This window comes from Curtobacterium sp. TC1, assembly GCF_019844075.1.
Classification (GTDB): Bacteria; Actinomycetota; Actinomycetes; order Actinomycetales; family Microbacteriaceae; genus Curtobacterium.
The window spans coordinates 2,325,547-2,352,163 of the sequence record NZ_CP081964.1; the positions used below are offsets into that span (position 1 = coordinate 2,325,547).

The following is a 26,617-nucleotide window of genomic DNA, read 5'->3' on the forward strand; positions in this document are numbered from 1 at the left end:
GGCGGCGAAATCGTCCTAGTCGTCGCCGTCCAGGATGGAGTCCGGTTGGATGTCGATCCGGGCCCCGGTGAGCTTGGCGGCGAGGCGGGCGTTCTGCCCTTCCTTGCCGATCGCGAGCGACAGCTGGTAGTCGGGCACGAGCGCGCGGACGGCCTTGGTCGATGCATCGAGCACGAAGGCGCTCGTCACCTTGGCCGGCGACAGGGCGCTCGCGACGAACGCCGACAGGTCCGGGGACCAGTCCACGATGTCGACCTTCTCGGCGCCGAGCTCGTTCGTGACGGCGCGGACGCGTGCGCCGAGCTCGCCGATGCAGGCACCCTTCGCGTTCACGCCGGGCTCGTTCGCCTTGACCGCGATCTTCGTGCGGTGACCGGCTTCACGCGCGAGCGACGTGATCTCCACGACGCCCGAGGCGATCTCCGGCACCTCGAGAGCGAAGAGCTTCCGGACCAGGCCCGGGTGCGTGCGCGACACCGTGATCTGCGGACCCTTGTTGCCACGGGCCACGCTCGTCACGTACACGCGGATGCGGGAACCGTGGGCGTAGGACTCCCCGGGGACCTGTTCCTCCGGCGGCAGGATCGCCTCGACCGTGCCGAGGTCGACCATCACCATGCGCGGGTTCGGTCCCTGCTGGACCACGCCGGCGACGATGTCGCCTTCCTTGCCGCGGAACTCGCCGAGGATCTTGTCGTCGCCGATGTCGCGCAGGCGCTGGTTGATGACCTGCTTCGCCGCGAACGCCGCGATGCGGCCGAAGTCGCTGGGCTGGTCGACGGCTTCACCGATGACGGTGCCCTCGTCGTCGAGCTCGGGGACGTAGACGCTGACCTCGCCGGACTTGCGGTCGAGCTCGACACGCGACTGCGCGTGGGCCGGCTCGCCGTTCTCCTCGGCGTGCTTCTGGTAGGCGGTCAGGATGGCAGATTCGATGATCTGGACCAGTTCGTCGAACGGGATCTCCCGCTCGCGCTCCATGAGTCGCAGGACTGCGAGATCGATCTTCACCGAGGTGCCTCCGTATTCAGATGAGTCGCTCCTGCGGATGGAACCGTCGCAGAAGTCGGCCACAAGCGTACCGCACTGCGGCTCGCGGACCCGAGCACGGATGCACGGGAGGCCCGTGGCGGCGTCGCCACGGGCCTCCCGTCCGTCAGGTGCTCACGTCCAGGACGCGACCCGCTAGATCGCGCGGACCGCGTCGAGCAGCTCGGCGACCGGCACGTCGCGGCGTTCGCCGCTGGCCCGGTTCCACAGCTCGACGACGCCGTCGGCGGCGCCGCGGCCGGCGACGACCACGATCGGCATGCCGAGCAGCTCCGCGTCGCGCAGCTTCACCCCCGGCGACACCTTCGGACGGTCGTCGTAGAGCACGTCGAACCGCTCGCCCTCGAGGTCGGCGACGATCGACGTCGCCAGGTCGTAGGCGACCTGGTCACGGCCGGTCGCGACGATGTGCACGTCGAACGGCGCGACGTTCTTCGGCCAGGCCAGGCCCTTCTCGTCGTTGTGGGCCTCGGCCAGGATCGCGAGGATGCGCGTCACGCCGATGCCGTACGAGCCCATCGTGACGGTCGCGAGCTTGCCGTTCTCGTCCTGCACCTTGAGGCCGAGGGCCTCGGCGTACTTGCGGCCGAGCTGGAAGACGTGCCCGATCTCCATGCCGCGGGCGGTCTCGAGCGGGCCGGAGCCGTCGGGCGACGGGTCCCCCGCACGGACGTCGGAGACCTCGGCGACGCCGTCGGCCACGAAGTCACGGCCGGCGACCAGGCCGGAGACGTGCACGCCGCGCTCGTTGGCGCCGGTGATCCAGGCGGTGCCGTCGACCACACGCGGGTCGACGAAGTACCGGAGACCCGTGGCACTGTCGGCACCGAGGACCTGCGGGCCGATGTACCCCTTGACCAGGGCCTTGTGCTTCTTGAAGTCGTCGTCGCCTGCGGCCTCGACCTCGGCCGGGGCGAACGCGACCTCGGCACGCTTCAGGTCGACGTCGCGGTCACCGGGGAGCCCGACGACCACGACCTCGCGCGTGCCGTCGAGGTGGGTCAGGGCGAGGACGACGTTCTTCAGCGTGTCCGCGGCGGTCCAGGGCGCGCCGTCGCGGGGGGCGACCTCGTTCACGTGCGCGACGAGGGTGTCGATCGTCGGGGTGTCCGACGACGGCAGGAGCACCGCGTCGGGCTGGCCCTCGATCGGCAGCGACGCGGGCACCGGCGTGACGTAGGCCTCGACGTTCGCCGCGTAGCCGTTCGCGCTGCGGACGAAGGTGTCCTCGCCGACGCCGATCGGGTGCAGGAACTCCTCGGACTTGGAGCCGCCCATCGCGCCGGCGTCCGCCTTGACGATGACGTACTCGAGGCCGAGGCGCGCGAAGATCTTCTCGTACGCGTCGCGCATCACCTGGTAGCTGCGCTCGAGGCCCTCGTCGGTGAGGTCGAACGAGTACGCGTCCTTCATGGTGAACTCGCGACCGCGCAGCAAGCCCGCGCGGGGACGGGCCTCGTCGCGGTACTTGTCCTGGATCTGGAACAGCGTGACGGGGAGGTCCTTGTACGACGAGTACAGGTCCTTCACCAGCAGCGCGAACATCTCTTCGTGCGTCGGGGCGAGCAGGTAGTCGGAACCCTTGCGGTCCTGCAGACGGAACATGCCGTCGCCGTACTCGGTCCAGCGGTTCGTCGCCTCGTACGGCTCGCGCGGCAACAGCGCCGGCAGCAGGACCTCCTGCGCACCGGCGGCGACCATCTCGTCGCGGATGATCCCCTCGATCTTGGCGCGCACCCGGAGACCGAGCGGCAGCCAGGCGAAGATCCCCGGGGACTGGCGACGGACGTACCCGGCGCGGACGAGCAGCTTGTGGCTCGTCACCTCGGCGTCGGAGGGGTCGTCGCGGAGCGTACGGAGGAACAGATGCGAAAGCCGTGTGACCACGGGGCCAGCCTAGCGGCGTGCGCCGACGGCGCGGCACGGGCGGACGCGCACCGTGCGAGGTTCGCCGCACGGTGCGAGGCACGGGCGGACACGCACCGTGCGAGCTTCGCCGCACGGTGCGGCGCCTGCCGCACCGTGCGGTGTCACAGGCGCGCACCGGACTGCTGACCCGTCACGGGTTCGCGAAGTCTGCACGGTGCGGACGGGACGCCCGGTGCCACGCCGCCACGGGCCTCCCGTCCGGGACGTCCGGTGCCACGCCGCCACGGGCCTCCCGTCCGGGACGCCCGCGACGCTCGTCGCAGCCGGACGCGCACCGTGCGAGGTTCACCGACCGGTGCGGCCTCAGCCGCACCGTGCCGCCCTCTGACCCCGCACCGAGCCGTCAACCCGGCACACGGTGGCGGAATCCGCACCGTGCCGGAGCGCGCTACGGGGTGGTGATGACCTCGGGGCTGCCGAGCGCGGCCTCGGGGCCCATCTCGTCGGCGATGCGGTTCGCCTCGGCGATGAGCGTCTGCACGATCTCGTGCTCCGGCACCGTCTTGACGACCTTGCCCTTGACGAAGATCTGGCCCTTGCCGTTGCCCGACGCCACGCCGAGGTCGGCCTCGCGGGCTTCGCCCGGGCCGTTCACGACGCAGCCCATGACGGCGACGCGCAGGGGGACGGACATGCCCTCGAGCCCCTTGGTGACGTCGTTCGCCAGCTGGTAGACGTCGACCTGGGCCCGGCCGCAGCTCGGGCAGGAGACGATCTCGAGCTTGCGCTCGCGCAGGTTGAGGGACTGCAGGATCTGCAGGCCGACCTTGACCTCTTGCGCGGGCGGCGCGGACAGGGACACGCGGATGGTGTCGCCGATGCCCTCGGCCAGCAGGATGCCGAACGCGGTGGCGCTCTTGATCGTCCCCTGGAACTCCGGGCCGGCCTCGGTCACGCCGAGGTGCAGCGGCCAGTCACCGGCGGCGGCGAGCTGTCGGTAGGCCTTGACCATGACGATCGGGTCGTTGTGCTTGACCGAGATCTTGAAGTCGTGGAAGTCGTGCTCCTCGAACAGGCTGGCTTCCCACACGGCCGACTCGACGAGTGCCTCGGGCGTGGCCTTGCCGTACTTCTGCAGCAGGCTCGGCTCGAGCGACCCGGCGTTGACGCCGATGCGCAGGCTCACCCCGGCGGCCTTCGCTGCGGCGGCGATCGCGCCGACCTGGTCGTCGAACTTGCGGATGTTGCCCGGGTTCACGCGGACCGCGGCGCAGCCGGCGTCGATCGCCTGGAACACGTACTTCGGCTGGAAGTGGATGTCGGCGATGACGGGGATCTGCGACTTCTTCGCGATGATCGGCAGCGCGTCGGCGTCTTCCTGCGTCGGCACGGCGACCCGGACGATGTCGCAGCCGGAGGCCGTGAGCTCGGCGATCTGCTGCAGCGTCGCGTTGATGTTCGTCGTCGGGGTCGTGGTCATCGACTGGACGGACACCGGAGCGTCGCCGCCCACGAGCACCTTGCCGACCCGGATCTGGCGCGACTTGCGTCGGGGGGCGAGGGTTTCGGGCGACTTGGGCATACCGAGGTTCACAGCGGGCACGTGAGCACTCTACGCGCTCGCTCTGATCGGCCAGCCCCGGTCACACCGGACGTTCAGAGCCGCGAGGCGCCGTCCACCACGGTGATGAGCGGCGCGTACAGCCGCATCACGTCCAGCGCGCGCTCGTGGTCCGCGTCGCTCGCCCCGGCGCACGCGTCCGCCACGACCGTCACGGTCGCTCCGGCGTCCGCCGCCGCCAGGGCGGTCGACAGCACGCAGCAGTCGGTCGACACGCCCGTCAGCACCAGGTGCGGGTGGTCACCGACGACGGCCTGGAGGCCCGTGCCCCACTTGCCGAACGTCGGCTCGGTCACGACGGGGTCGTTCCGGTCCCCTGCCGCACTCGCGAAGGGCTCGGTCAGCGCGTAGAGCGGGTCGGCGTCCGGCACGAGGGCGAAGGGCCACTCGCGGTAGTACGGCACCCAGGCGCCCCGCGGGCGCTGGGGCGCGACGAACCGGGTGAACACCGTGCGTCCGGTGAACCGGGGCAGCAGGCGTTCGATGCCGACCCCGGCGTGGTCGTACCGCGGCGCCGCCCACGGGGACTCCCCCGTGAAGACCTGCTGCATGTCGATGACGACGAGCCAGGCGTCGTCGGGGACGCTCGTGCTCCCCGACGTGCTCACCGCTCCGCTCACCGCTGTGCTTCCTGGCGCCGGACGGAGCCCCGGGCGAACAGCAGGGTGCCGAGGAACCCGACGACCAGGGCGACCAGCACACCGAGGTTCGCGTAGGCCCAGGCACCGTCGCGTCCGCCGAGCCCGAACGGCCCGAGCAGGTAGCCCTGCCACGACAGCCACGCCGGTGACGCCAGCGTGACGAGGCCCCATCCGAGCGCCGTGCCGACCGCGACCAGGGCGATCGCGCCCCACCGGACGTCGCCGTACCGGCCGTGACGGTCGTCGAGCTCGCCCTCTGCGTAGGCCGCGCGACGCAGCAGGACGTCCGCGACGAAGATGCCGGCCCACACCGCGATCGGCACGCCGAGGGTGATGAGGAACGCCTGGAACGGACCGACGAAGTCCTTCGCGAAGAACGCGATGTAGATCGCACCCGCCACCATGAACACACCGTCGACCCCGGCGGCCACCGGCCGCGGGATCTTCACGCCGACGCTCAGCAGCGCGAGGCCCGACGAGTAGATGTCGAGCACCGCGCCGCCGACGAGCCCGAGGATCGCGACGAGGGCGAAGGGGATCAGGAACCACACCGGCAGGATCGTGGTGAGCGCGCCGATCGGGTCGGCACCGATCGCCACGTTCAGGTCCGGCGAGGACCCGGCGAGCAGGACACCGAAGACCACGAGGATCGCCGGTGCGAGGGCACCGCCGAAGGTCGTCCACCCGACGACTCCCCCGGTGGACGACGACCGAGGCAGGTACCGCGAGTAGTCGGCCGCGGCGTTCACCCAGCCCAGCCCGAAGCCGGTCATCACGAGCACGAGCGCACCGATGAACTGCTGGCTGCTGCCCGTCGGCATCGCGGCGACCGCGGCGAAGTCGATGGACGGCACGGCGAGCACGACGTAGACGACGGTGAGCACCCCCGTGATGACCGTGATCCAGGTCTGCAGGCGCATGATCACGTCGAAGCCCGCGACGCCGGCCCCGACCACGAGCGCGGCGACCACGACGAGGGCGACGACCTTCGTCAGCACCCCGCCGTCCCAGCCGAGCTCGGTGAAGACCGTCGAGGTCGCGAGGACCGCCAGTGCGGCCAGCGAAGTCTCCCACCCGACGGTGAGGATCCAGCTGAGGAACGAGGGCACCCGGTTGCCGCGGACCCCGAAGGCCGCGCGGCTCAGCACCATCGTCGGAGCCGACCCCCGCTTGCCGGCGATCGCGACGACGCCGCACAGCAGGAACGAGAACACCACCCCGATGACCGAGACGACGGTGGCCTGCCAGAACGAGATGCCGAAGCTGACGACGAAGGACCCGTAGGCGATGCCGAGGACGGAGATGTTCGCCGCGAACCACGGCCAGAACAGTCCCCGCGGGGTGCCCTTGCGGTCGGACTCGGCGATGACGTCGAGACCCTGCCGTTCGACGGTGCGGACCTCGGGCGCGGCGGTGGTGGGCCCGGAGTTCGTGGGCGCTGTGCTCATCCGCTGAGCGTAGCGCCGCAGCGACTACCCGAACAGGTTCACGGGCCGCACGATGTCGGCGTAGATCAGCAGCGCGCTCATCCCCGCCAGCAGCACCACGACGACCATCGTGAGCGGCATCGTCTTGGCCAGGTCGATGGGGCCCGGGTCCGCCTTGCCGACGAGCGTGAAGGACCGTCGCTTGATCGCCTCCCACAGGGCGCCGGCGATGTGCCCGCCGTCGAGCGGCAGCAGCGGCACCATGTTCAGCACGAACAGGCCGATGTTCAGCGAGGCCAGCAGCCCGAGGATCGTGTACGCCTTGTCGACCACCGGCACGCCGCTCATCGACGAGACCTCGCCGATCGCGCGGCCGACACCGACGACCGACACGGGGCTGTCCTGCGACCGCTCCTGTGCGCCGAACGCCGCGTTCCAGACGGCCACCAGGCGCTGCGGCAGGTCGATGATGAGGTGCGCCGACGCGGCGATCTGCGCACCCGTCGCGGGCAGGACCTCGGCCGGCGACTGCCGCACGAGCGACTGCCCGATGCTGACGCCGACGACACCGACCCGCTGGGTCTTCGTGGTGCCGTCGTCGTTCGTGACGACCTTGCCCTCGGCGTCGTAGACGTCACGGGTGGCGGTCGTCGGGGTGATCTCGAGCGTCTTCCGAGCACCGTCGCGCTCGACGACGACCGTGACCTGCTCGCCGGCGGACTCCTGGAAGACCTCGGAGACCCGCGCGATGGTCGGGTCCTGCTCGCCGTTCACCGAGAGCACGACGTCGCCGGACGCGATGCCGGCCTGTTTCGCGGGCGACTCCGCGTCGCCCGAGGTGCACTCGGTCGCCTGGCTGGTCGGCAGGACGCAGTCGACGCTCGACGTGAAGGTCGTGGTCGGTGATCCGAAGCCGCACAGCAGCACGCCGAACAGCACGATGCCGATCACCAGGTTCATCGCGGGGCCCGCGACCATCACGATGATGCGCTTCCAGGGGGTCAGTCGGTAGAAGGCGCGGGAGTCGTCGCCGCCCGAGTCCGCGATCTGCTCGGCACTGGCCTGGCGGGCGTCCTGCACGAACGCCCCGTACATGCCGGTGTTCGTGATCGCGCTCGGACGGCCGGAGGCACGCGGCTTGAGCATGCCGACCATCGAGATGTACCCGCCGAGCAGGATCGGGCGGATGCCGTACTCGGTCTCGCCCCGCTTGAACGACCACATGGCCTTGCCGAACCCCAGCGAGTACTGCGTCACCTTGACGTTGAACAGCTTCGCGAAGGACAGGTGCCCCAGCTCGTGGAGTCCGATCGAGACCAGCAGGCCGATGATGAAGACGACCACGCCGAGGACGAAGAGCAGGACGGATTCGACGGTCACCGGGAAAGGGTACGGGACGGTTGCCATGACGGAGCCGAGCGCCGTCTGAGAGGTGGGACGGGCCTCTCCCCACCGGCACGGCCGTCCCGCCGCTGGCGCGTCGCGCCGGGACCGGCGGTGTGGGCCCAGTCCGTCACGTGGTGACCAAGCGACCGACGGGAGGCGCGGATCGCGTCAGCGGGTCAGCGCGCGGTCCGCCGCGGCGCGGGCCCAATGCTCGGCAGCCAGCACGCCGTGGAGTGACGGCTCCCCCGCAGTGTGCTCCTCGACGACGCGCTCGACCGTGTCGACGATGTCCAGGAACCCGATGGCGCCCGCGTGGAACGCGGCCACTGCCTGTTCGTTCGCGGCGTTGAACACCGCCGGGAAGGTCCCGCCGAGTTCGCCGACGCGCTTCGCGAGCGCGACGGCGCCGAACGCGTCCGTGTCGAGCGGCTCGAAGGTCCAGGTGCTCGCCGTGGTCCAGTCGAGCGGGACGCCGACCCCCGGCACCCGGTCGGGCCAGGCGAGACCGAGCGCGATGGGCAGGCGCATGTCCGGCGGTGACGCCTGGGCGATGATGGAACCGTCGACGAACTCGACCATCGAGTGCACGATCGACTGCGCGTGCACCGTGACGTCGATGCGGTCGTAGGGCACGCCGAAGAGCAGGTGCGCCTCGATGACCTCGAGGCCCTTGTTGACGAGCGTGGCGGAGTTCGTCGTGACGACGAGTCCCATGTGCCACGTCGGGTGTGCCAGCGCCTGCGCCGGGGTGACGTCGCGGAGCTGCTCGCGGGTGCGGCCGCGGAACGGTCCGCCGCTCGCCGTCAGGACGAGGCGCTGCGCCTCGGTGTCGGCACCGGAGCGGAGCGCCTGCGCGATCGCCGAGTGTTCGCTGTCCACAGGGACGATCTGGCCCGGCGCTGCAGCCTGCTGCACCAGGGAACCGCCCACGATGAGGCTCTCCTTGTTCGCGAGCGCCAGCGTCGCGCCGGTCTCGAGTGCGGCGAGCGTCGGCCCGAGGCCGACCGAGCCCGTGATGCCGTTCAGGACGACGTCGGCCTCGACGCTGCGGACGAGCTGCTCGGAGTCCTGCGCCCCGAACGCCGTGTCGCGCACGCCGAACCGGGCGGCCTGCTCGGCGACCAGGTCGCGGTTGCTGCCGGCGGTCAGGCCGACGACCTCGAACCGGTCGGGGTTGCGGGCGACGACGTCGAGCGCCTGCGTGCCGATCGAGCCGGTGCTGCCGAGGACGACGATGCGGCGCCGCGCCACGGTCAGCCCTTCGCGAGGATGTCGACCACGAAGACGAGGGTGGCGTTCTTCGGGATGCCCGAGCCCTCCTGCGGGTTCGCACCGTAGGCGTCCTCCGGCGTGGCGACGATCAGCACCTGGGAACCGACCTTCTGGCCGACGAGCCCGGTGACGAAGCCCTTGATGAGCGCGCTCTCGGAGACCGTGAAGGTCGTCGGGGCGCCCTTCGACCACGAGGAGTCGAACTCCTTGCCGGTGCTGTAGACGACGCCCTTGTACTGCACGAGGGCGGTGTCGCCGTCGGCGATGGACGCGCCGTCGCCCTGCTTGAGGACCTCGACGGTCGTCTTGGTCGGGGCCTTCACGCCGTCGGGGATCGTGATCTCCGGCTCGCCGGACGCCTTGTCCTTGACCGTCGGCAGGCCGGGATCCTGGTCCTGCGGGGTGCCGTTCGCCTTGGTGGGGGTCTGTGCGACGACGTCCGCGACCACGACGATCTCGCCGCCGGTGTTGAACCCGAGCGCCGACGACTGGCCGACCGCGGCGACGCGGTCGCCGACCTTCGAGCAGGCGAGCAGGGCTCCGAAGCCCGAGCCGCCGACGGACAGGACCTGCGGGTTGCCCTCGTCGAAGCCGACGGTACCGAGCTTCTTGGCGTCGGACGCCTCGTAGACCGTGTACGACACCTGGGCGTAGTCGCCCTCGTCGAGCGACGCGCCCTTGCCCGTCACGAGCTTGGTGGCCTGCGGGGTCTTCGCCGACAGGCCGGCCTCGAACTTGACCGTCGGGGCCTTCGCGCCGCCGAACGAGCCGGTCGCACGGATCGCGTCGGACGACTTGCCCGGGTCCGGGCAGGACGTGATCGCCGAGGCGGTGGCACTGGCGGTCGGGGTCGGCGACGCCGTGGACCCGTCCGAACCGGAGCCGGAGCATGCGGCGAGTCCCAGCACGACGGCGGGGACGAGGGCGATCGGGAGCAGGCGCAGACGCTTCACGGGACCCTAGTCTGCCCCACGTGCCGAAGAGTCCCCTGCCAATGTCGCGGCACGGACGACCGTCTCGGCCTCGTGGTGCACCGGGAAGGCGACGGAACGCGCGATGAAGCAGAGCTGGTTGGCGGTGGCGTGCGCGGCTTCGGCATCGGCGACGCGGTCGGCCTCGAGGATCGTCACGACCGGGTGCAGGGTCGCCCCGGTGAGCTCGCCCGAGCCGTCGCGGTTCAGGTTCAGCGACGCCGTGGCCGTGTCACGGTAGTCGACGACGGTGAAGCCCTGGGTGACCGCGACGTGCAGGTAGCTGAGCATGTGGCACTGGGCCAACGCCGCGACGACGAGTTCCTCCGGGTTCCAGCGGTCGCGGTCACCGCGGAACGTGGGGTCGGCGGAGCCGGGCACGTCGGGCTTGCCGACCGCCGACACGACGTGGTCGCGGCCGTAGTCGCGGTAGCCGGAGGTACCGGTGCCCCGGTCCCCCGTCCAGCTGACGGAGACCTCGTAGATGTGGTCCTGCACGCGGGTGCCCCTTCGTCGGCGTCGCTGGCGGTCGTCCGCCCTGGCTAGCATGGCGGCATGACGGTGAGCCACGAAGTCCGCACTGATCGCCATCCTCTCACCGCCGACGGGTCGGTCGAACTCGCGGTCCTCGACCGGTCCGGGTTCGACGAGAGCCGGCACATCGGCGCCGGGGTCGTGGTCGACTCCGCGGGAGCCGTGGTCGACTCGGTCGGCGACGCCACCGCCAGCATCTACCCGCGCTCGACGATGAAGCCGTTCCAGGCCCTCGCCGTCCGCCGCGCCGGTGCCCTGTTCTCCGACGAGGAACTCGTCCTCACCACCGCGAGCCACGCCGGCACCGCTGCTCACCAGGCCCTCGCCCTGCACATGCTCGAGTCGTTCGACCACGTCGAGGCCGACCTCGGGTGCCCGCCGGACATGCCCTTCGACCGCGCGACCGGCCGGACGATGGACGGTCCCCGACGCCTGGCGATGAACTGCTCGGGCAAGCACGCCGGCATGCTCGCCGCCTGCCGCGTCAACGGCTGGGACGAGGCGACGTACCTGGACATCGAGCACCCCGTGCAGCAGCGTGTCCGCTCGGTGGTCGAGGAGTACACGCACGAGACGGTGGACCTGGTGGGCACCGACGGCTGCGGCGCCCCCGTGTTCCCGCTCACGCTGACCGGTCTCGCACGCGGCTTCGCCGGTGTCGTCGCCCGTGCCGACGACGACTCCGCCGCGCTGACCGACGCCGTCCTGGCGCACCCGTGGGCGATCGACGGCGTCGGGCGGGCGAACACCGTCACGATCGAGCGACTGCAGGTCCTGGCGAAGCTCGGTGCCGAGGGCGTCATGGTCATGGGGCTCCCCGGCGGTGCCGCGGTCGCGGTGAAGGTGCTGGACGGATCGCAGCGCGCGGGCACCCTCGCAGCACTGACCCTGCTGCAGCGGAACGGGTTGGTGGGTGCCGACGGCGTGGCCGAGGTGCTCGCGGCGACCGGTGAGCAGGTGCTCGGCGGTGGTGTGCCGGTCGGCGCGGTCCGGGTCGGCTCCGGCCTGCGCTGAGGCCCTCACCCGACGAGCTCCGGCAGTGGCGAGAGCACCGGGAGCACCGGTGTGAGCGTGACTCCGCGTCGGTCGGGTGGGCGACGGACGGTGCAGCCGTAGCGGGTGACCTCGACCGCGGCGTCCCAGAGCCGTGGCATCGTGCCGAGGCCCGGCACGAGCACGACCGTGCCGCTCGGACGTCCGGACCGGTCGAGCCGCGCGAGCACCGCAGTGCCGTCAGGCACCGCCGCGCCGTCAGACACCGCCGCACCGGCGGGGGTCTCGAGTCGGCCGGCCGTACGGAGGTCGTCGCACGGGTCGGCGGTGGCACGGAGCTGTTCGGCGACCGCCTGGAACACCGCGGCCGCCAGCGCGCCCGCACCGACGACCACGACGTGACCGGTCGCGTCGGTCTCCCACGGGACACCGTCCGGGCCGTGGCCGAGCAGGAGCCGTCCGGGAGCGCTCGGACAGAGGGGCTCGACCGTCGCTGCGGAGTCGTCGCCCGACAGCGACGACGGTTCGTGGCGTCCGTCCGCACTGGACCGGTCCAGCAGGACGTCCAGCACCGCGCAGCACCCGGCGGCTGCGAACACCACCGGACGGGAGACGCCGTCGAGCGGCGCGAACACCCCGGCGAGCACGAGGACGACGGCGGTCCCGACCAGGACGCACCGGGCAGCGAACGGGGTCATGCCTCCATCGCAGCAGAAGCGCGACGGTGCCGGGGCGGCCCCGACCGATCTGTGGAGAAGGTCGGGACCGCTACTGCACGAGGAAGAACTGCTCGCCGATGTCCACGCGTGCACCGCGCTCCACGCGGTAACGGCGCCCCGGCTCGCACCGGCGGATCGAGCCGTCGATGTGCCGGACGACGGTGCCGTTGCCGGAGAACCGATCGGACACCCAGAGGTCGTCGCCGTCACGCCCGAGTTCGAGGTGGGTCTTGGAGACCGACTTGCCCGGGTCGTGGACGGTCAGCAGGTCGTCGTACCGCTCCCCCGGCTGCGGACGCGGCAGACGGCCGAGCAGTCCGGTGCCGTGCACGCCGAAGCGCTCGCCCGTGCTGAAGTGCAGCAGGAACGGCGCACGCGTCGGCGTCTTCGAGACGATGCGGGTCTCGTCGACGTCCTCGTCGAGTTCGTCGTCGTCAGCACGGGCCTCGGGACGCTCCGACGGCGGGAGCGGGACCTCGGGGGTCGTCGCCCCGGGGACCGGTGGCAGCGGCGCGGCGAGCGGGGTCTGCGCCGTCGGAGCCCAGCACCGTTCGGCCCCCTGCGACTCGCCGGACTCTGCCGCACCACCGGGCTCGGACGGCTCGGTGACCGGTGCCGCGTGTGCGCCGCGGGGACGCCCACCCGGCCGCGATGCCTCGCTGTCCGGCAGGGCCGACTCGTCGTCGGCAGCGCCGTCGTCGGCAGCGCCGTCGCCGGCAGCGGTCTCGCCGGCAGCGGTCTCGCCGGCAGCGGTCTCGTCGACCGGGATCTCGTCGTCCGGCACGGCGGTCGACGACGATCCGCCCGCTCCGGCCGACTCCTCGCCGGAGTGCTCGGTCGCCCAGTCCGGACGCGCCATGGGCAACGGCACGACCGGCCCGGTGAAGGCGGCGGTCACGGCAGGGCGGACGGCACCGCACTCGCCGCAGAAGATGTCGTCCGGCTCGAGGCGGTTGCCGCAGACGTGGCAGATGGTCGTGGCGTGCATGCCCGGCGTCACGAGGGGTGCGGGCCGCGGCGGTCGGCGGTCGATCAGCGGCTCGACCACGGCGGTGTCCCCCGGCTGTGGCGGGGACACGACGGGCACAGCGGCGGACTGTTCGCCGGCGCCGTCCGGTCCGGGCGCACCCGCGTCGGACCCCGCGGGGGCAGACGCGTCCTGCGTGGCCTCAGCCGAGGAGGTGTCGGTGTCGCGACCAGACGTGGTCGGGATCGGCGGCACGACGGGTACGTCGGGTTCCGACGGCGCTCCCGGTTCCGCTGCAGCGTCCGACTCGACTGCGGCGCCTCGGCCGACCCACCACGAGGGGCCGCTCGGAGCGGCGGTCGGGGCGGGAGCGACGGGCGGCGCCCACACCGGGGCCGGGGCCTCGTCGGCGGGCGCCGGGGTTGCGGGGCGCTCGTCGACGGGGGCCAAGCGCGTGCGCTCGGGGTCGTCGGCCAGGGCGTCCGCGGGTTCGGACCGGTAGGCGTCCGGGTCGAGCGGCGGTTCGTCCTGGACAGGTGCGGCGCCGGGCTGCGCGGCCGCGTTCGACCAGTCGCCGAGGCCGGAACCCGAACCGTGCACGTGCGACGGGGCCTCGCGCGGAGCGAGGTCGTCAGGGCGCTGGACCGGCACGGCAGCCGGGGGCTCGGCGTCGCGGCGGTCGGCGCCGGTCAGCCAGGCGCGGGTGGCGGGGTCGAGGGTCGACTCGGGCAACCACGCGTCGGCGGCCGGATCGGAGCGACGTCCGTGGGCGTCGGGCTGCTGCAGGGGCGGTGGTGGGGCCTGCTCGACGGGGGTCGGAGCGACCGGCCGGCGGCTCGCCCCGGCGGTCACCGCGCGTCCGCACTCACCGCAGAAGATCGCCCCGTCCGGGAGCATCGATCCACAGTGTTCGCATCTGATCACGGTCTGCCTCTGTCCTCACTCGGCCGTCCACGACGCTCGTCAGGCCTCCGGCCATCGTAGTCACCGCGTCTCGCCGAGCCCTGACCGGTCGTCCCGCGCGGTCGATCGGGTCCGCGCAGGGACCGGAGCGACACGGCGGTGCGGAACCGCTCACGCCGCGTCCGACCGGCACGCAGGGTCCCGACGGCATCGTCCGTCGCCGACCACATCCGGTCGGCAGCGACCTGGTCGACGTCGCTCGGTCCGAACACCGCCCGGTCCGCGAGCGCGGCCAGTCCGGTCCCGCCCTCACCCGGGGCGCCGGCGACGGTCTCGCGCCGGGTGGCCGATCCGGCGACGTCGTGCCCGTGGTCGAGGAGCGCGTCGCGGTACTCGTCCCACGCGCCGACGATGCGGCCGCGTGGCGTCGGTGCGCGACGACGCCGACGACGACGGATCCGCTTCTGCAGGACGATCACGCCGAACGGCAAGAGGACGAGCGCGATCAACCCGAGCGCGCCGAGCACCCAGGGCAGTGCCGCGAGCAGGATCTGCAGCCACAGCGGCTGCACGGGCGGCGTGTTCCGGTCGCTCTGCGGCGGCGCCTGCTGGTCCTGGTCCTGCTGGTCGACCGGGGGTGGCGGCACGACGGTCTCGGGGCGGGTCACCGGCTGCGGCGTCTGCTGCTGCTCGTTCGGGATCTCGCGGACGCTGGGGTTCGGGTTGAGCATCACCCATCCCCACTGCGCGGTGTCGACCTCGATACGGGCGGTGACGTCCGAGCCGCGGAACGTGGTGGTGCCCCCGCTGGCCGACGCCCCGGCGGACCCGGAGTCGCCGCCGGCGGTGAAGCCCATGACGACCCGGGCCGGGAACCCGAGCTCGTCGGCCATCAGCGCTGCGGCGGCCGCGTACTGCTCCTGGTCGCCGATCATCAGCGGCGACGTCAAGAGCTCCTGGATGCGGTCGGCACCGTGCCCGGAACGGCTCATCCGGTCGTCGCCGACGCCGTGGCTGACGTAGCCGTTGCGCTTGAGGGCCTGGATCACCGCGACCAGCTTCGCGCCCGACGACGCGTCGGCGTCGGTCGTGGCCTCGACCGTCTCGCGGACGGCGTCCGGCACGTCGCGCACCGTCGGGACCGCTGCGCTCCCGGGGCGGGCCGCCGCGAGCTGCTCGTCGGTCGGCTGGTCCGGCACCACGGCGGTGAGGTCGTACGAGGTGCCGTCACGGACACCGCCGACCACGGCGCCGGTCTGCGTCGAGCCGTTGTAGAAGAAGGACCCGCGCTCGTCACCGGCGTCGGCACCGGTGAACTCGACGCGCTCCAGGTCGCCAACCGTCGGCAGCCAGACCCCGCTGTAGCCGTCGACGGTCACCCCGACGCGCACCCTCGTGCCGTCCACGCCGCGGACGTCGACCGACGTCGGCACGCGCTCGAACGTGCCCGACGCCGAGGAGCCGTCCGACCCGCCGACGCGGTAGACCACGCCGTCGTAGGTGTCGAGCGTCGCGATGCGCACGAACCCGTTCTCCGGCAGTCCGGTGACCCGGAGCTGTGCCGTGTCCGCCGCGCTCCGCTCCTCGTACGCCCGGAACCCGCTCAGCGGGCTGACGGAGTCGCGCGGGTCGAAGGGCTTGACGACGTCGGTCCGGGCGACGGTGCGCTCGTTCCCGGGCGGGGCGACCAAACCGAGCCCGGTGGCGACGACGGCCGCCGCCACGATCGTGCCCGTGCCGACGAGCGCAGGGCGCACGACGGACCGTGCGATCGGCACCGCCGACCCGATCGTGGTCGCGACGGCGACCGCGCGACGCGCGTGCCGCACCGTCAGCGCCCAGACGAGCGCGATGGCGACGAGCACGACGGCCGTCACGATCGACGTGTCCAGCCGACTCGGCCCGACCACGACCCCGACCGCGAACAGCACCAGTGCCGGGATGCTCGCGAGTTCCTGCCTGGAGGCCCGGGTCGCCACGCTCACGGCCGTCACCGTGGCGACGAGGAGCGTCACGAAGTACGGCACGAGGAGCGCCTCGTACGACCCGACCGGCAGGCTGATGGTCACCAGCTGCTTCCACCCGAGCGCGACACCGGCGAACAGCGCGAGCAGGCCCGGCCCCGTGGGCAGGACCCCGTTGGCCTGCCCGGGCACGGCCGCGGGCACACCGGCGAGCGTGAACGCCGCCACCGTCGCGATCGCCACGACGACGAGCGGCAGACGCAGGACCGCGCCGACGAGGGCGACGAGCGTGCCGAAGACGATCGCGGTCACCGCCGCGACGATCATCGATTCGTCGCGGTAGACCGGCCACCAGGACACGCTCGCGACCGCGAGCAGGAGCCACACGACGAGGGTCCCGCCGGCGAGACGGAACGGTGCGAGCCGTCGGGCGTCGCGGCGATGGGAACGGCGGGTCGACCGGCGAGCACGCTCTGCCGGCGGCGTCGGAGTGGTCACCGGAGCGGCGCTCATGCGGCGGCCGATCGGTGGAGGGCGTGCCGGAGGTCGTCCAGGTACCCGATGGTCATCACGGTCAGCCCTGCGACGCGCAGGAACCGCGGCTGCGCTTCGGGCTCGCAGATCACCGCGACGACCTCGACCCCGACCGGGAAGCGCGTCGCCGCGAGCCGGAGCGCCGGCAACCCGATCGTCGAACCGACGACCAGGAACGCCACCGAGATGCCCTCGGTGTCGCTGCCGACGATCCGCGAGACCTCGGCGATGGGCAGGCAGGCATCGGCGAGTCCGACCGAGGCGAAGTCGTCGAGGAGGCGTGTGGGGGTGACGGTCGGCAGCGTCCGCACCGCGTAGACGGCGCGCTTCGCGAACTCCGGGGTGCGTTCGGACACGACGACCGAGACCTCCCGGCCGTCACGGATCGCGCGGGCACCGAGCGACGCCGCCGCGCTCACTGCGAGCTCGAACTCCTCGTCGTCACCGAACTCCGACCGGGCGATGCCGAGCGCCACGACCAGGTGCGAACGGCGCGTGTCCTCGAACTGGCGCACCATCAGGGCGCCCGACTTCGCCGTCGACTTCCAGTGGATGGTCCGGGGGTCGTCACCGGGCATGTACTCGCGGATGGCGTGGAAGGCGATGTCGGCCGGTGACAGGTCGGTGGTCGCCTGCCCCTCGAGGTCGCGCACCAGCCCCGTGCTCGTCGACGGGATCGCGATCGTGCGCGGGTGCACGATGACCTGTTCGCGCGCGGTCCACACGACCTCGCGACGGACGAGACCGACCGGGTCGGCGCGGACGCCGGTGACCGGACCCACGTCGAGCACGCCGCGGCGCACGGTCGGCACCGGCACCAGCTGCTCGAACGTGCCGTGCGCGCCGATCGCCGGGATCGCGACGTCGACCAGACCCGGACCGACCGGCACCTCGACCGTCGTCGGAACCGAGGGCAGGCGCGTCGGGTTCTCCGCCGTCACCACGACACCGGCCTCGTCGCCGACCGCCACCCGGTGCTGCGGCAGGCGCATCCGGATCACCAGACGCGTCCGGCCGATGAGCGCGATCGCCGCCACGACGACCAGCACCGCCCCCGCGAAGCCGACGACGACGATCTCGCGCAGGCCGAACCGGTAGCCGGCGACGAACGCGACGAGCGTGAGCGCGGCGACCGTCCAACCGAGCCCGGTGACGACGGACGAGACCTCGCCCCAGGAACGCTTGACGAGCCTCCAGGCCGTCGCCCAGATCCGGACGATCCCGACGACCGCATCCGCGGCGACGCCTTCGCGGTCACCGACGATCCGCGAGCGGACGTTGGTCAGGCCGGCGACCGTCCCCGTGCGCTCGTACGCCGTCGTCCCGCGACGCGACCGCGTCGAGGACGGACGGCGCGAGCGCGTGGAGACGGGCCGGCGGTCCGTCACGTCGTGACTCGGTCGGCCGGCGGCGGCGTCTCCACCAGCAGCTGCGCGATGACGCTCGGCGCGCTGACACCGTCGAACTCCGCCTCGGCGTCGAGCACCAGGCGGTGCGCCAGCACCGGCACGGCGAGGGCCTTGACGTCGTCCGGGGTGACGTAGTGGCGGCCGCTCAGCGCAGCGAGCACACGTGCCGACCGGATGAGGCCCATGGCGCCGCGGACGCTGACGCCGAGGCGGACCTCGCTGGCCGAACGCGTCGCGTCGACCAGCCGTGCGACGTAGTCGGCGATGACGGCGTCGACGTGCACCGTGCGCGCCAGCGCGGCCATCTCGGTGATCGTCGCCGCGGGCACCACGCTCGCGAGCGGCACCGACGCCGACGGCGCCGACGAGGTCTCGAGGATCTTCACCGTGGCGGCGTGGTCCGGGTAGCCGATCGAGGTCTTCATGAGGAAGCGGTCGAGCTGCGCCTCGGGCAGGCGGTACGTGCCGGCCTGCTCGATCGGGTTCTGCGTCGCGATGACCATGAACGGGGCCGCCAAGCGGTGGTTCACACCGTCGACGGTGATCGCCGACTCCTCCATCGCCTCGAGCAGGGCCGACTGCGTCTTCGGACTCGCACGGTTGATCTCGTCGGCGAGGACGATGTTGGCGAAGACCGGGCCGCGGTGGAAGTCGAACTCCTGGGTGCGCTGGTCGTAGACGCTGATGCCGGTGATGTCGCCGGGTAGCAGGTCGGGGGTGAACTGGATGCGGTTCGTGGTCCCCTGCACGCTCTGCGCCATCGCCCGCGCCAGGCTCGTCTTGCCCGTGCCGGGGACGTCCTCGAGCAGGAGGTGCCCCTCGCTGAGCATCGCCGTCACCGCGAGGCGGATCACGAACGTCTTCCCGAGGAGCACCTGCTCGACGTTGGTCACGATGCGGCCTGCGACGTCGGCGAACCAGGTGGCCTGCTCCGGGGTCATGCTCATGCGTGGTCGTTCCTCGTTCTCGGGGATGGCGGTGTGTGCAGCGTACGGTCAGCGGGCCGCGGAACCGGGTCAGCCGGGCGCGGGTTCCGGATCGGGCTCACCCGGAACGGGCTGCGCCGGCTCGGGGTCGGGTGCCGGCGCCGCTGCGATGGTCGCGCTCGGCGGGTTCGGGTCCTCGTGCCCGTCGACGATGGCGGCGACGTACACGTACCGCGCCACGAGCGAGTCCTCGACGGTCGGCAGGGCATCGGGCGCGTAGACCGTTCCCTGACCACAGAGCGCGGAGTACCGCGACCCGCAGAAGACCACGCGGTAGCCGGTCGGCTGGAGACCGGCGTTCTGCGGTTCGGCGTTCACCGTCACCTGGGTGCTGGCGGTCATCGAGTCCGGCAGCGTTGCCCGCGTCTGGACCGGACGGAGCCCGTTGACGGTGGTGCCGTCGCCGCAGAAGTTCGACGTACTGTCCGCACACGCCACGACGGTGACGCTCACCGCGGAACCGAAGGCGACACCGTCGACCCACGAACCGTTCGCGCCGAACGACACGAGCCCGCCGCCGTTCACCGCGTACGCGTAGTGATCCACGGATCCGTTGGCGCTGGGCTGCGCTCGCGGGTTGCGGATGCGGATGGCGTACGTGCCCGCATCGTCGCTGAACTTCTCGACCGCGATGTCCGCCGACGCAGTTCCCGGTGCCGCGTACCCCTGCACGGACGCGGCACGGCTCGGGGTGCAGAACAGGCCGTTGTCGGCCAGTGCGACGTACTGGAAGTTCCCGTTCGAGCTCAACGTGTCCGTCGCAGTGCTGCCGACCCACTTCTTGTCGGAGTCCGTCGTCGTGCAGCCGCCGGGGATGTCGACGCCGGGCGGGTAGCGGACGATCGTGAGCGTCCGACCGCTGCCGGCCCAGTCGCTCTCGGACGCGCTCAGCGCGACCGTCGTCTTCCCCGGGGACTGGTCCCGTGTCGCGTTCAGGGTCGGGACCGCGGGCGTGCCGACGGCCGTCCCCGTGGCCGACCCCGAGTTCCACTGCACGACCGTGCCGTTGCGGTCGGCGTCGTTCCGGGCCGAGATCGACACCTTGTACTGTGCGGCGCTCTGGGCTCCGGTGAACGAGGTGCTCGTCGCCGTGCCGGTGTGCCGGGTGCCGGACAGACCCGGCCCCTCGATGGTCACGATGTAGTCGTCGACCGCGCTCCCCCGGTTCGGAGCAGCCACGGCGTTCCACTTGACGTCGAGCTGGTTCGGCGTCGACTTGCTCGGCGTGACGGTGATGCCCTTCGGCGGTGCCGGCACGAAGTCCGCGCTGATCGGGGCGGAGCGGCCCGACGGCTTCGAGTCGCCGATGGCGTTCGTGGCGATGACCTGGAACCGGTAGGACGCCTTCGGGTCGAGCCCGGTCAGGGTGCAGACCGTCGCGGTACCGCAGTTCTTCGACACGCCGTCGGTGCCGGTGACGCGGTACCCGGTGATCGGCGAGTTGTTGCCCTGCGGGGTGGACCAGGTCAACGTGGCCTGCCCGCCGTCGTAGGACCCGGTACGGGTCGGTGTCCCAGGAGCGTCGGGGACGTCCTGCACCGAGATCGTCACGTCGCCCCACACGTAGCGGTCCGGGTCGTTCGTCGCGTCGGCGACCTGGTACTGCACGTGGGCGTCGACGGGCTTGGCGCTGTCGGACACGCGGACCTGCAGGCGGGTGCGGTCGGCGCTCGGCGTGACGGAGACGCCGCTCGGCAGCCCGCCGGACAGACCGCGGATGTTCACGACGCGCAGCCGCTGCCCGGGGAACGGGTTCGTCGGCTGGTCGTTGGTCAGGACGTCGATGGTGGTCGTCGCGCCGCGCTTGGTGATCGAGCGGTCGGCGCCGGGTTGCACGAGCGGCCTGGTCGAGGCCACCACCCCGACGGTGACGGTGCCGGCGCGACCCGCGTTCGCGTCGTCCTGCACGCCGATGCCGATCGACGCCGTGGTGTTCTTCTTCGCGGTGTCGGCGACCGTGATGGTCAGCTGCTGCTTGGAGATCGTCGCGGTGGTGCCGGCCGTGGGACGACCGACGACGGAGTAGCGCAGCTCCGGCAGGTCCTTCGGGTACGGGTAGTCGGTGAGCTTCGTCAGGTCGACGGTGCGGGTCTCGCCCGGCTGCATCTCGACCGCCGAGCCGGTGAACGCCGGCGGCTGGTTCGACCGAGGCGTCACGGTGACCGGCAGCACGAGGGTCGCCACGCGGCCCTTCCCGCCGTTGGCGGCGGACCCGTCCGTGACCTCGAACGAGATGGACGCGTTGCCGTAGTAGAGCTTCGACGACGTGAACTGCAGCGTCGACGAGTCCACGACCAGGCTCTGGCCGTTCGCGTGCGTCGCCTTCACCGTGCCGCGGTCCGTGATCGTCGCCGTCTCGCCGTTCGCGGTGACGACGTAGTCCTCGAGCGGGATCCGGACGGTGGCTTCGCTCTTCACGGTGACGGCGCCGGCCGAGCGGTTGATCTGCGGCAGGGCGTCGTCGAACCCGGGCACGTTGATGAAGCCGTACGACACGATGTCGGGGTGGTCGACCCGTGCGACCGAGAACGGGATCACCTGGGACTCGTCGGTGAGGCGGACCGTGATCCGCCCGTCGTCCGTGAGCCGTGCGGTGTCGCCGTAGCCGTCGACGACCCCGACCTGCAGATCGGCGGCGGTGCCCTCGGCGAAGAAGACGTTGTCGAGCACGTCGACGGTCACGCTCTCACGCCGCAGGATGTCCTGCAGGTCCAGGGTGGTGTCGTCCACCTCGGGACGGAGGGGCTGCGCGTCCGGGTCGACGGTGACGGTGAGGAACGCGGTGCTCGACCCCCCGCTGGCGTTCGCCACCGTGTAGAGCACGGCGTAGTCGCCCGACCTCGCGGCCTTCGGGGGTGTCACCCGGATCTGCTGCTTCCGCAGGATCTTCGCCGACACGTCGTCGGCGGTGGGCTCGGCCGCCGACACGGTGAGCTGGCCGCCCTCGGGGTCGGAGTCGTTCTGCAGCACCCGCACGGTCACCGAGCCGCCGGGTCGGATCGTCACGTGGTCGGCCTCGGCGACGGGGTTCGACGCCTGCTCGGCCCGTGGCGCGATGCCCACGCGAACGGTGCCGGTGGCGCGTGCGCCGAGGGCGTCGACCACCGTGTAGGTGAACTCGTCGGTGCCGGCCGAGTAGTCGCCCGCCTCGTAGGTCAGTGCGTCGGAGGCCACGTCGGTGACCGAGCCCTTGTCGGGGTTGGATCCGACGCCGACGAGCTGCACGGAGTCGCCGTCCGGGTCGATCCCGTTCAGCGGCACCGTGATCCGGACCGACGAGCCGGCCACGACCCGGGCGGTGACGGTCTGCGGCACCGGCGGGTTGTTCGTCGCTGCGTCCCGTTCGCGCACCGAGATCGAGACGGCCGCGTCGGCGTACTGGCCGTCCGGACCCGCGACGCGGTAGACGGCCGTGTAGTTGCCGGGGGTCTTCGGCGCGAGGTAGCGCAGGTGGTCGCCCGAGGCGAACAGCAGACCACCGTCGCCGGGCACGTTCTGCACGAGTTCGGGCTCGAGGGTCAGGGGTTCGCCCTCGGGCTGGGTGTCGTTGTCCAGCACGTCGATGTTCGCGACGTCACCGACCCGCACGGTGGCGCTGTCGGGCTGGGCCACGGGCGGCTGGATCCGGTCGGGCTTGGGGATCTCGACGACGGTGATCGTGCCGGTGGACGACGCCAGGCCGTTCGTCTCGGTGTAGCCGAACGACACCGGCCCGTCGAGCGGTGCGGTCAGCGTGACGCGCACGGTGTGCTGGTCGAGGATGCTCGCCTGCACGCCGCTCCCCCGGGCGGGCCCGTCGAGGGCGGTGACGAGCAGCACGCCGCCCGCGGGGTCGATGTCGGTCGCGGTGACGTCGGTGTCCTTGGTCGACAGCGTGTTGACGAAGACCGTCTTCGGGGTCGTGATGGGGGCGGTCGAGGCGTCCGGGGGCGCGAGCACCGTGACGCGGACGATGCCGCTCGACGTCTTCACGCCGTCGGTCACGGTGTACTCGAGCTGGTGGTCGCCGGCGCTCGCGCCCTGCACCCGGAAGGTGCCCGCGTCGTAGCTCGGGGTGACCGTCAGACCCGACGCCGACGACACGCTCGTCAGGGTCACGGTGCCGTTGCCGCCGCGGACGTGGTCGAGCGGTTCCACGGTGAAGGCCTTGCCGGCGTAGCCCTGCACCGGGAACGGGTCGGCACGCAGCGGCACGCTGCCCTGCTTCGCGACGTGGACGGTCACCGAGCCGCGGCCGTCGGCACGTCCGTCGCTCACGACGAGCTGCACGGCGCGGTCGCCGGTCCGGCCGCTGTCCGCCCGGAAGTCCAGCAGGCCGTCCGGTGTGGTGGACACCCGGTCGCCGTCGGAGGCGGTCGCGGACTTCAGGTACACCGGGTCGCCGTCGGGGTCGACCCAGTCGCCGAGCACGCTGCTGACGACGTGTCCGTTCTGCACCACGTCCGCCGAGGTGTCGCGCACCTGCCGCGGGGCTTCGTTCTGCGATTCCGGCCGGACGCTCACCCGGACGGTCGCGGTGTCCGATCCGCCGTTGCCGTCGGTGATCGTGTACGGGAAGGTCACCGTGCCGCTCGCCCGCGACGACAGCGTGACCTGCAGCCGTTGGCCGTCCCCGACGATCGCCACGCGGCCCGCGGACTCCGGGAAGGACCCGACCTCGCTCACGATGATCGGGTCGCCGTTCGGGTCGTAGTCGTTCAGCAGGACCGGGAGGCTCGTGGTGCGTCCCGGACGAGCGCCCAGGTCGTCGTCGACCGCCACCGGCGGCTTCTGGTCCTTGTCGACCTCGGGGTCGTCGTCGGAGACCTGCTCCTGCTGCTGCTCGTCGTCCTGCTCGATGAGGTCGGCCCAGTTGTCGATGAGCTGGCCGCTGCGGTCGATCGCCCAGGACCGGCCGCTCGCGGGGTCGTTCGCGACGATCGTCTGCCCGTTGTGCAGGATCTGCAGCGTGCTGGTCCCGCCGGTGCTCGCGAGCCGCTGGAGCGCGTTGCCGTCGCAGGTGTCGATCGCCTGACCGCCGGCCCACGCCGCGTAGGTGCAGCTCCCGTCGACGTACGGTCGCGCCGCACGGCCGGACACCTGGAGGGCCGTGGCGTCGACGGAACCCGAGGCGCTCACGCGCACGAGCCCGGCGGTCCCGGCGACGGTGACGTCGGACGAGGTGTCGGACGATCGCTGGAGCGCGGGCGACGCCCCCACCCGGTCGCCGAGCTCGACCGTGCGGCCGTCGATCGACAGGGCACCGCTGGTGCGGTCGAGCACGGCCAGGTGCCCGTCGAAGGTCGCCACCTGGAAGTCGTCGGTGCGGTCCATGTCGACCTTCCACCGCTGGTCGACGGACAGCGTCGACCCGACGTCGACGAGCGACGCCGTGCCGGTCTTCGCCGAGTACACGGCGACGTGTCCGTCCGAGGCGTCGAACACGGTGTCCGCCCCGAGCGTCAGGTCGGCCTTGGTCGAGGCGTCGAACTCGGTCAGGTCCGCCGCGGGCGTCGCCCAGAGCTCGCCGGTGTCCTGGTTGCCGATCACCGCCGTGTCGCCCGCGAAGAAGACCTGGGGTGTCCCGGCGGGCAGCGTCACGGCATCGCCGACGGTGGCGTCGGCGACGTCGACCTTCGCGACGGTCCCCTTGGTCTGGTCGACGCTGTAGACCATGGACCCGCGCTGCAGCACGGACAGGTCGTCGCTCGCGGTCTCGACGGCGGTGTTCAGCTGGAGGACCCCGGTGTTGGCCCGGCCGACCGCTCCGTACTCCGCAGAGGGCACCCAGACGGTGCCGTCCCCGAGGTCGACGCGCTGCGTGTGGTACCCGGTCGAGACGATCGCCGTGGTCGCGACGACCGCGGCGACCAGGACGGAGACCCCGGTGGTGACGGCGGCGGAACGGTGCTTCGCGACGAGCGCGCGGATCACCCGGCGCTCCCGACGGTCGCGCACTTCTGCGCGCTCGCGGCGCCGGTCTTGCCGTCACGGTTCACCGCGACCGCGATGCACTCCTCGTCACCGCGTTGGCCGGAGACGACGAACGTCGTGCCGGTCTGCTGGCTGGACGACCCGTTCGACGAGATGACGTACGTGTCGCCGCTCCGCAGCCCGGGGTCCGCCCACGAGAAGGACACCGACTCCGCCGAGGTCTGCGCGCGGACGTCGGCCACCACGGGGATGGCCCCGGCACCGAGCCGCCCGACGACGACCACGGTGGCGATGGCCAGGGCCGCGACCACGACGACGGTCAGGGACGTCGCCCAGACGAGCGTCGAACGGGTGCGGCGACGCGCACGCGTGACCGACCCGGTGCGGTGGACCGTCCCGACGCTCTGCGAGCCGCCGGCGACCACCCCGCCCTGGACCGCACGACGCGTTCGGCGCCGGGCACCGACCCGTGACGGCGGCTGGAGCTCGCGGATCATGGTCCGGTCGCCCTCCGGCGCCGGGGTCGCGATGGCCCAGGCCTCGACCGCGACGTCGGCGGCGGTCTGCGGGATCCCGAGCTCGGCCTCGACCTGCTGGAACCCGCGCACCAGTTCGAGCACGGTCGTCGGCCGCGACGGCACCTTGCGGGACAGTGCCGTGGCGAGCAGTCGTTCGAGCGACGGCGGTACGTCCGTGCGACCGGTCGGCTTGACACCGCCCTTGTCGATCCGGGCCATCAGGTCGCTCGCACCGTTCTTGCCGCCGCGGACCTCGAAGGGGCTGCGGCCGGCGAGCAGCGAGTACACGGTGGCGGCGAGGGAGTAGACCTCGGACTGGATCGTGCCGCGGGACTCGTCGATCAGCACCTCGGGCGCCGACCACGGGATCGACATGCCGACGGGCTCGTCCGGGTCGGTCCCGCCGATGGTGGCCGCGATCCCGAAGTCTGAAAGGACGGGGTTGCCGTACGCCGTGAGCAGGATGTTCGACGGTTTGATGTCGCGGTGGAGCACGCCTTCGCGGTGCGCGGTCTCGAGGGCGGACCCGATCCGGACACCGATCGAGAGCACTTCGGACACCGGGATCGGCTCACGCCGGTAGCGCTCGCTGAGCGACGAGGAGCAGAGTTCCATCACCAGGTACGGACGGCCGTCCGCCGCGACGCTCGCCTGGAACACGGTCAGGATCGACGGGTGGGTGCTGAGCCGGGCCATCAGGTTGGCCTCGGCCTGGAACATCTGCCGGACGCGGTCGTCGACGACCTCGTCGAGCAGGACCTTCACCGCGACCTGACGGCGCGGCATGTCCTGCTCGTACAGGAAGACGTCGGCGAAGCCACCGGAGCCGAGGACGTGCACGGGGCTGAACCCGCCGATCACCGGCGGGTTGGACGGCAGGCGTCGAGCCATCGTCGTCTCCTCCCCGGCCGAGCGGCCAACTCTCTCGTCGTGGCACAGT

General features: G+C 72.0%; 17 protein-coding genes. 1 reads left to right on the top strand and 16 read right to left on the bottom strand.

From position 1 onward, the window contains the following. Positions 1-15: 15 nt before the first annotated feature. The 9 genes from nusA to KZI27_RS12150 form a co-directional block, all read right to left on the bottom strand. A complete protein-coding gene (gene nusA / locus KZI27_RS12110) occupies positions 16-1,011 on the bottom strand; it encodes a transcription termination factor NusA (RefSeq protein ID WP_111083890.1) in 996 nt (331 codons plus the stop codon). Positions 1,012-1,185: 174 nt separating this feature from the next. Then, complete coding sequence (locus tag KZI27_RS12115; RefSeq protein WP_222657825.1) at positions 1,186-2,937, bottom strand: proline--tRNA ligase; 1,752 nt, start codon at positions 2,935-2,937, stop codon at positions 1,186-1,188. Between the two features lie 430 nt (positions 2,938-3,367). Beyond that, entirely contained in the window at positions 3,368-4,501 is a 1,134-nt protein-coding gene (gene ispG, locus KZI27_RS12120; RefSeq protein WP_111083888.1) for a flavodoxin-dependent (E)-4-hydroxy-3-methylbut-2-enyl-diphosphate synthase, read from the bottom strand. A gap of 74 nt (positions 4,502-4,575) precedes the next feature. Further along, on the bottom strand, positions 4,576-5,160 hold the full coding sequence (locus KZI27_RS12125; RefSeq protein ID WP_261783884.1) for a cysteine hydrolase family protein: 585 nt from the start codon (positions 5,158-5,160) through the stop codon (positions 4,576-4,578). After that, on the bottom strand, positions 5,157-6,629 hold the full coding sequence (locus KZI27_RS12130; RefSeq protein ID WP_222657826.1) for a purine-cytosine permease family protein: 1,473 nt from the start codon (positions 6,627-6,629) through the stop codon (positions 5,157-5,159). Before KZI27_RS12130 ends, KZI27_RS12125 begins: the two co-directional genes overlap by 4 nt. Positions 6,630-6,653: 24 nt before the next feature. Next, entirely contained in the window at positions 6,654-7,988 is a 1,335-nt protein-coding gene (locus tag KZI27_RS12135) for a M50 family metallopeptidase (RefSeq protein WP_222657827.1), read from the bottom strand. A gap of 174 nt (positions 7,989-8,162) precedes the next feature. Further along, on the bottom strand, positions 8,163-9,245 hold the full coding sequence (gene dxr / locus KZI27_RS12140; protein WP_222657828.1) for a 1-deoxy-D-xylulose-5-phosphate reductoisomerase: 1,083 nt from the start codon (positions 9,243-9,245) through the stop codon (positions 8,163-8,165). A gap of 2 nt (positions 9,246-9,247) precedes the next feature. Continuing rightward, entirely contained in the window at positions 9,248-10,219 is a 972-nt protein-coding gene (locus KZI27_RS12145) for an FKBP-type peptidyl-prolyl cis-trans isomerase (protein WP_222657829.1), read from the bottom strand. Between the two features lie 6 nt (positions 10,220-10,225). Then, a complete protein-coding gene (locus KZI27_RS12150; RefSeq protein WP_261783885.1) occupies positions 10,226-10,735 on the bottom strand; it encodes an OsmC family protein in 510 nt (169 codons plus the stop codon). 57 nt (positions 10,736-10,792) lie between these two features. On the opposite strand from KZI27_RS12150, the gene KZI27_RS12155 reads away from it, so the two are divergent. Then, entirely contained in the window at positions 10,793-11,785 is a 993-nt protein-coding gene (locus KZI27_RS12155; RefSeq protein ID WP_222657830.1) for an asparaginase, read from the top strand. 5 nt (positions 11,786-11,790) lie between these two features. Here KZI27_RS12155 and KZI27_RS12160 read toward each other — a convergent pair whose 3' ends face one another. The 7 genes from KZI27_RS12160 to KZI27_RS12190 all read right to left on the bottom strand — a co-directional run bounded on the left by KZI27_RS12160 (position 11,791) and on the right by KZI27_RS12190 (position 26,568). Next, positions 11,791-12,462 carry a hypothetical protein gene (locus KZI27_RS12160; protein WP_222657831.1) on the bottom strand — a complete coding sequence of 224 codons (672 nt, stop codon included), beginning with the start codon at positions 12,460-12,462 and terminating at the stop codon, positions 11,791-11,793. 70 nt (positions 12,463-12,532) lie between these two features. Continuing rightward, complete coding sequence (locus KZI27_RS12165) at positions 12,533-14,374, bottom strand: zinc-ribbon domain-containing protein (protein ID WP_410004000.1); 1,842 nt, start codon at positions 14,372-14,374, stop codon at positions 12,533-12,535. Then, entirely contained in the window at positions 14,371-16,830 is a 2,460-nt protein-coding gene (locus KZI27_RS12170) for a DUF3488 domain-containing protein (RefSeq protein WP_222657833.1), read from the bottom strand. Before KZI27_RS12170 ends, KZI27_RS12165 begins: the two co-directional genes overlap by 4 nt. Further along, positions 16,827-18,239 carry a DUF58 domain-containing protein gene (locus KZI27_RS12175; protein WP_123312405.1) on the bottom strand — a complete coding sequence of 471 codons (1,413 nt, stop codon included), beginning with the start codon at positions 18,237-18,239 and terminating at the stop codon, positions 16,827-16,829. The genes KZI27_RS12170 and KZI27_RS12175 overlap by 4 nt, the downstream gene beginning before the upstream one ends. Next, complete coding sequence (locus tag KZI27_RS12180; RefSeq protein ID WP_123294288.1) at positions 18,236-19,207, bottom strand: AAA family ATPase; 972 nt, start codon at positions 19,205-19,207, stop codon at positions 18,236-18,238. Before KZI27_RS12180 ends, KZI27_RS12175 begins: the two co-directional genes overlap by 4 nt. Positions 19,208-19,276: 69 nt before the next feature. After that, positions 19,277-25,159, bottom strand: coding sequence for an Ig-like domain-containing protein (locus tag KZI27_RS12185; RefSeq protein ID WP_222657834.1), 5,883 nt, complete (start codon positions 25,157-25,159; stop codon positions 19,277-19,279). Beyond that, positions 25,156-26,568, bottom strand: coding sequence for a serine/threonine-protein kinase (locus KZI27_RS12190; protein WP_222657835.1), 1,413 nt, complete (start codon positions 26,566-26,568; stop codon positions 25,156-25,158). The genes KZI27_RS12185 and KZI27_RS12190 overlap by 4 nt, the downstream gene beginning before the upstream one ends. Positions 26,569-26,617 lie beyond the last annotated feature (49 nt).

Excerpts from the sequence above, each read along its gene's own strand:
- KZI27_RS12170 (WP_222657833.1), bottom strand. The coding sequence starts at position 16,830 with ATGAGCGCCGCTCCGGTGACCACTCCGACGCCGCCGGCAGAGCGTGCT.
- KZI27_RS12130 (WP_222657826.1), bottom strand. The coding sequence starts at position 6,629 with ATGAGCACAGCGCCCACGAACTCCGGGCCCACCACCGCCGCGCCCGAG.
- KZI27_RS12160 (WP_222657831.1), bottom strand. The coding sequence starts at position 12,462 with ATGACCCCGTTCGCTGCCCGGTGCGTCCTGGTCGGGACCGCCGTCGTC.
- KZI27_RS12155 (WP_222657830.1), top strand. The coding sequence starts at position 10,793 with ATGACGGTGAGCCACGAAGTCCGCACTGATCGCCATCCTCTCACCGCC.
- KZI27_RS12180 (WP_123294288.1), bottom strand. The coding sequence starts at position 19,207 with ATGAGCATGACCCCGGAGCAGGCCACCTGGTTCGCCGACGTCGCAGGC.
- ispG (WP_111083888.1), bottom strand. The coding sequence starts at position 4,501 with ATGCCCAAGTCGCCCGAAACCCTCGCCCCCCGACGCAAGTCGCGCCAG.
- KZI27_RS12190 (WP_222657835.1), bottom strand. The coding sequence starts at position 26,568 with ATGGCTCGACGCCTGCCGTCCAACCCGCCGGTGATCGGCGGGTTCAGC.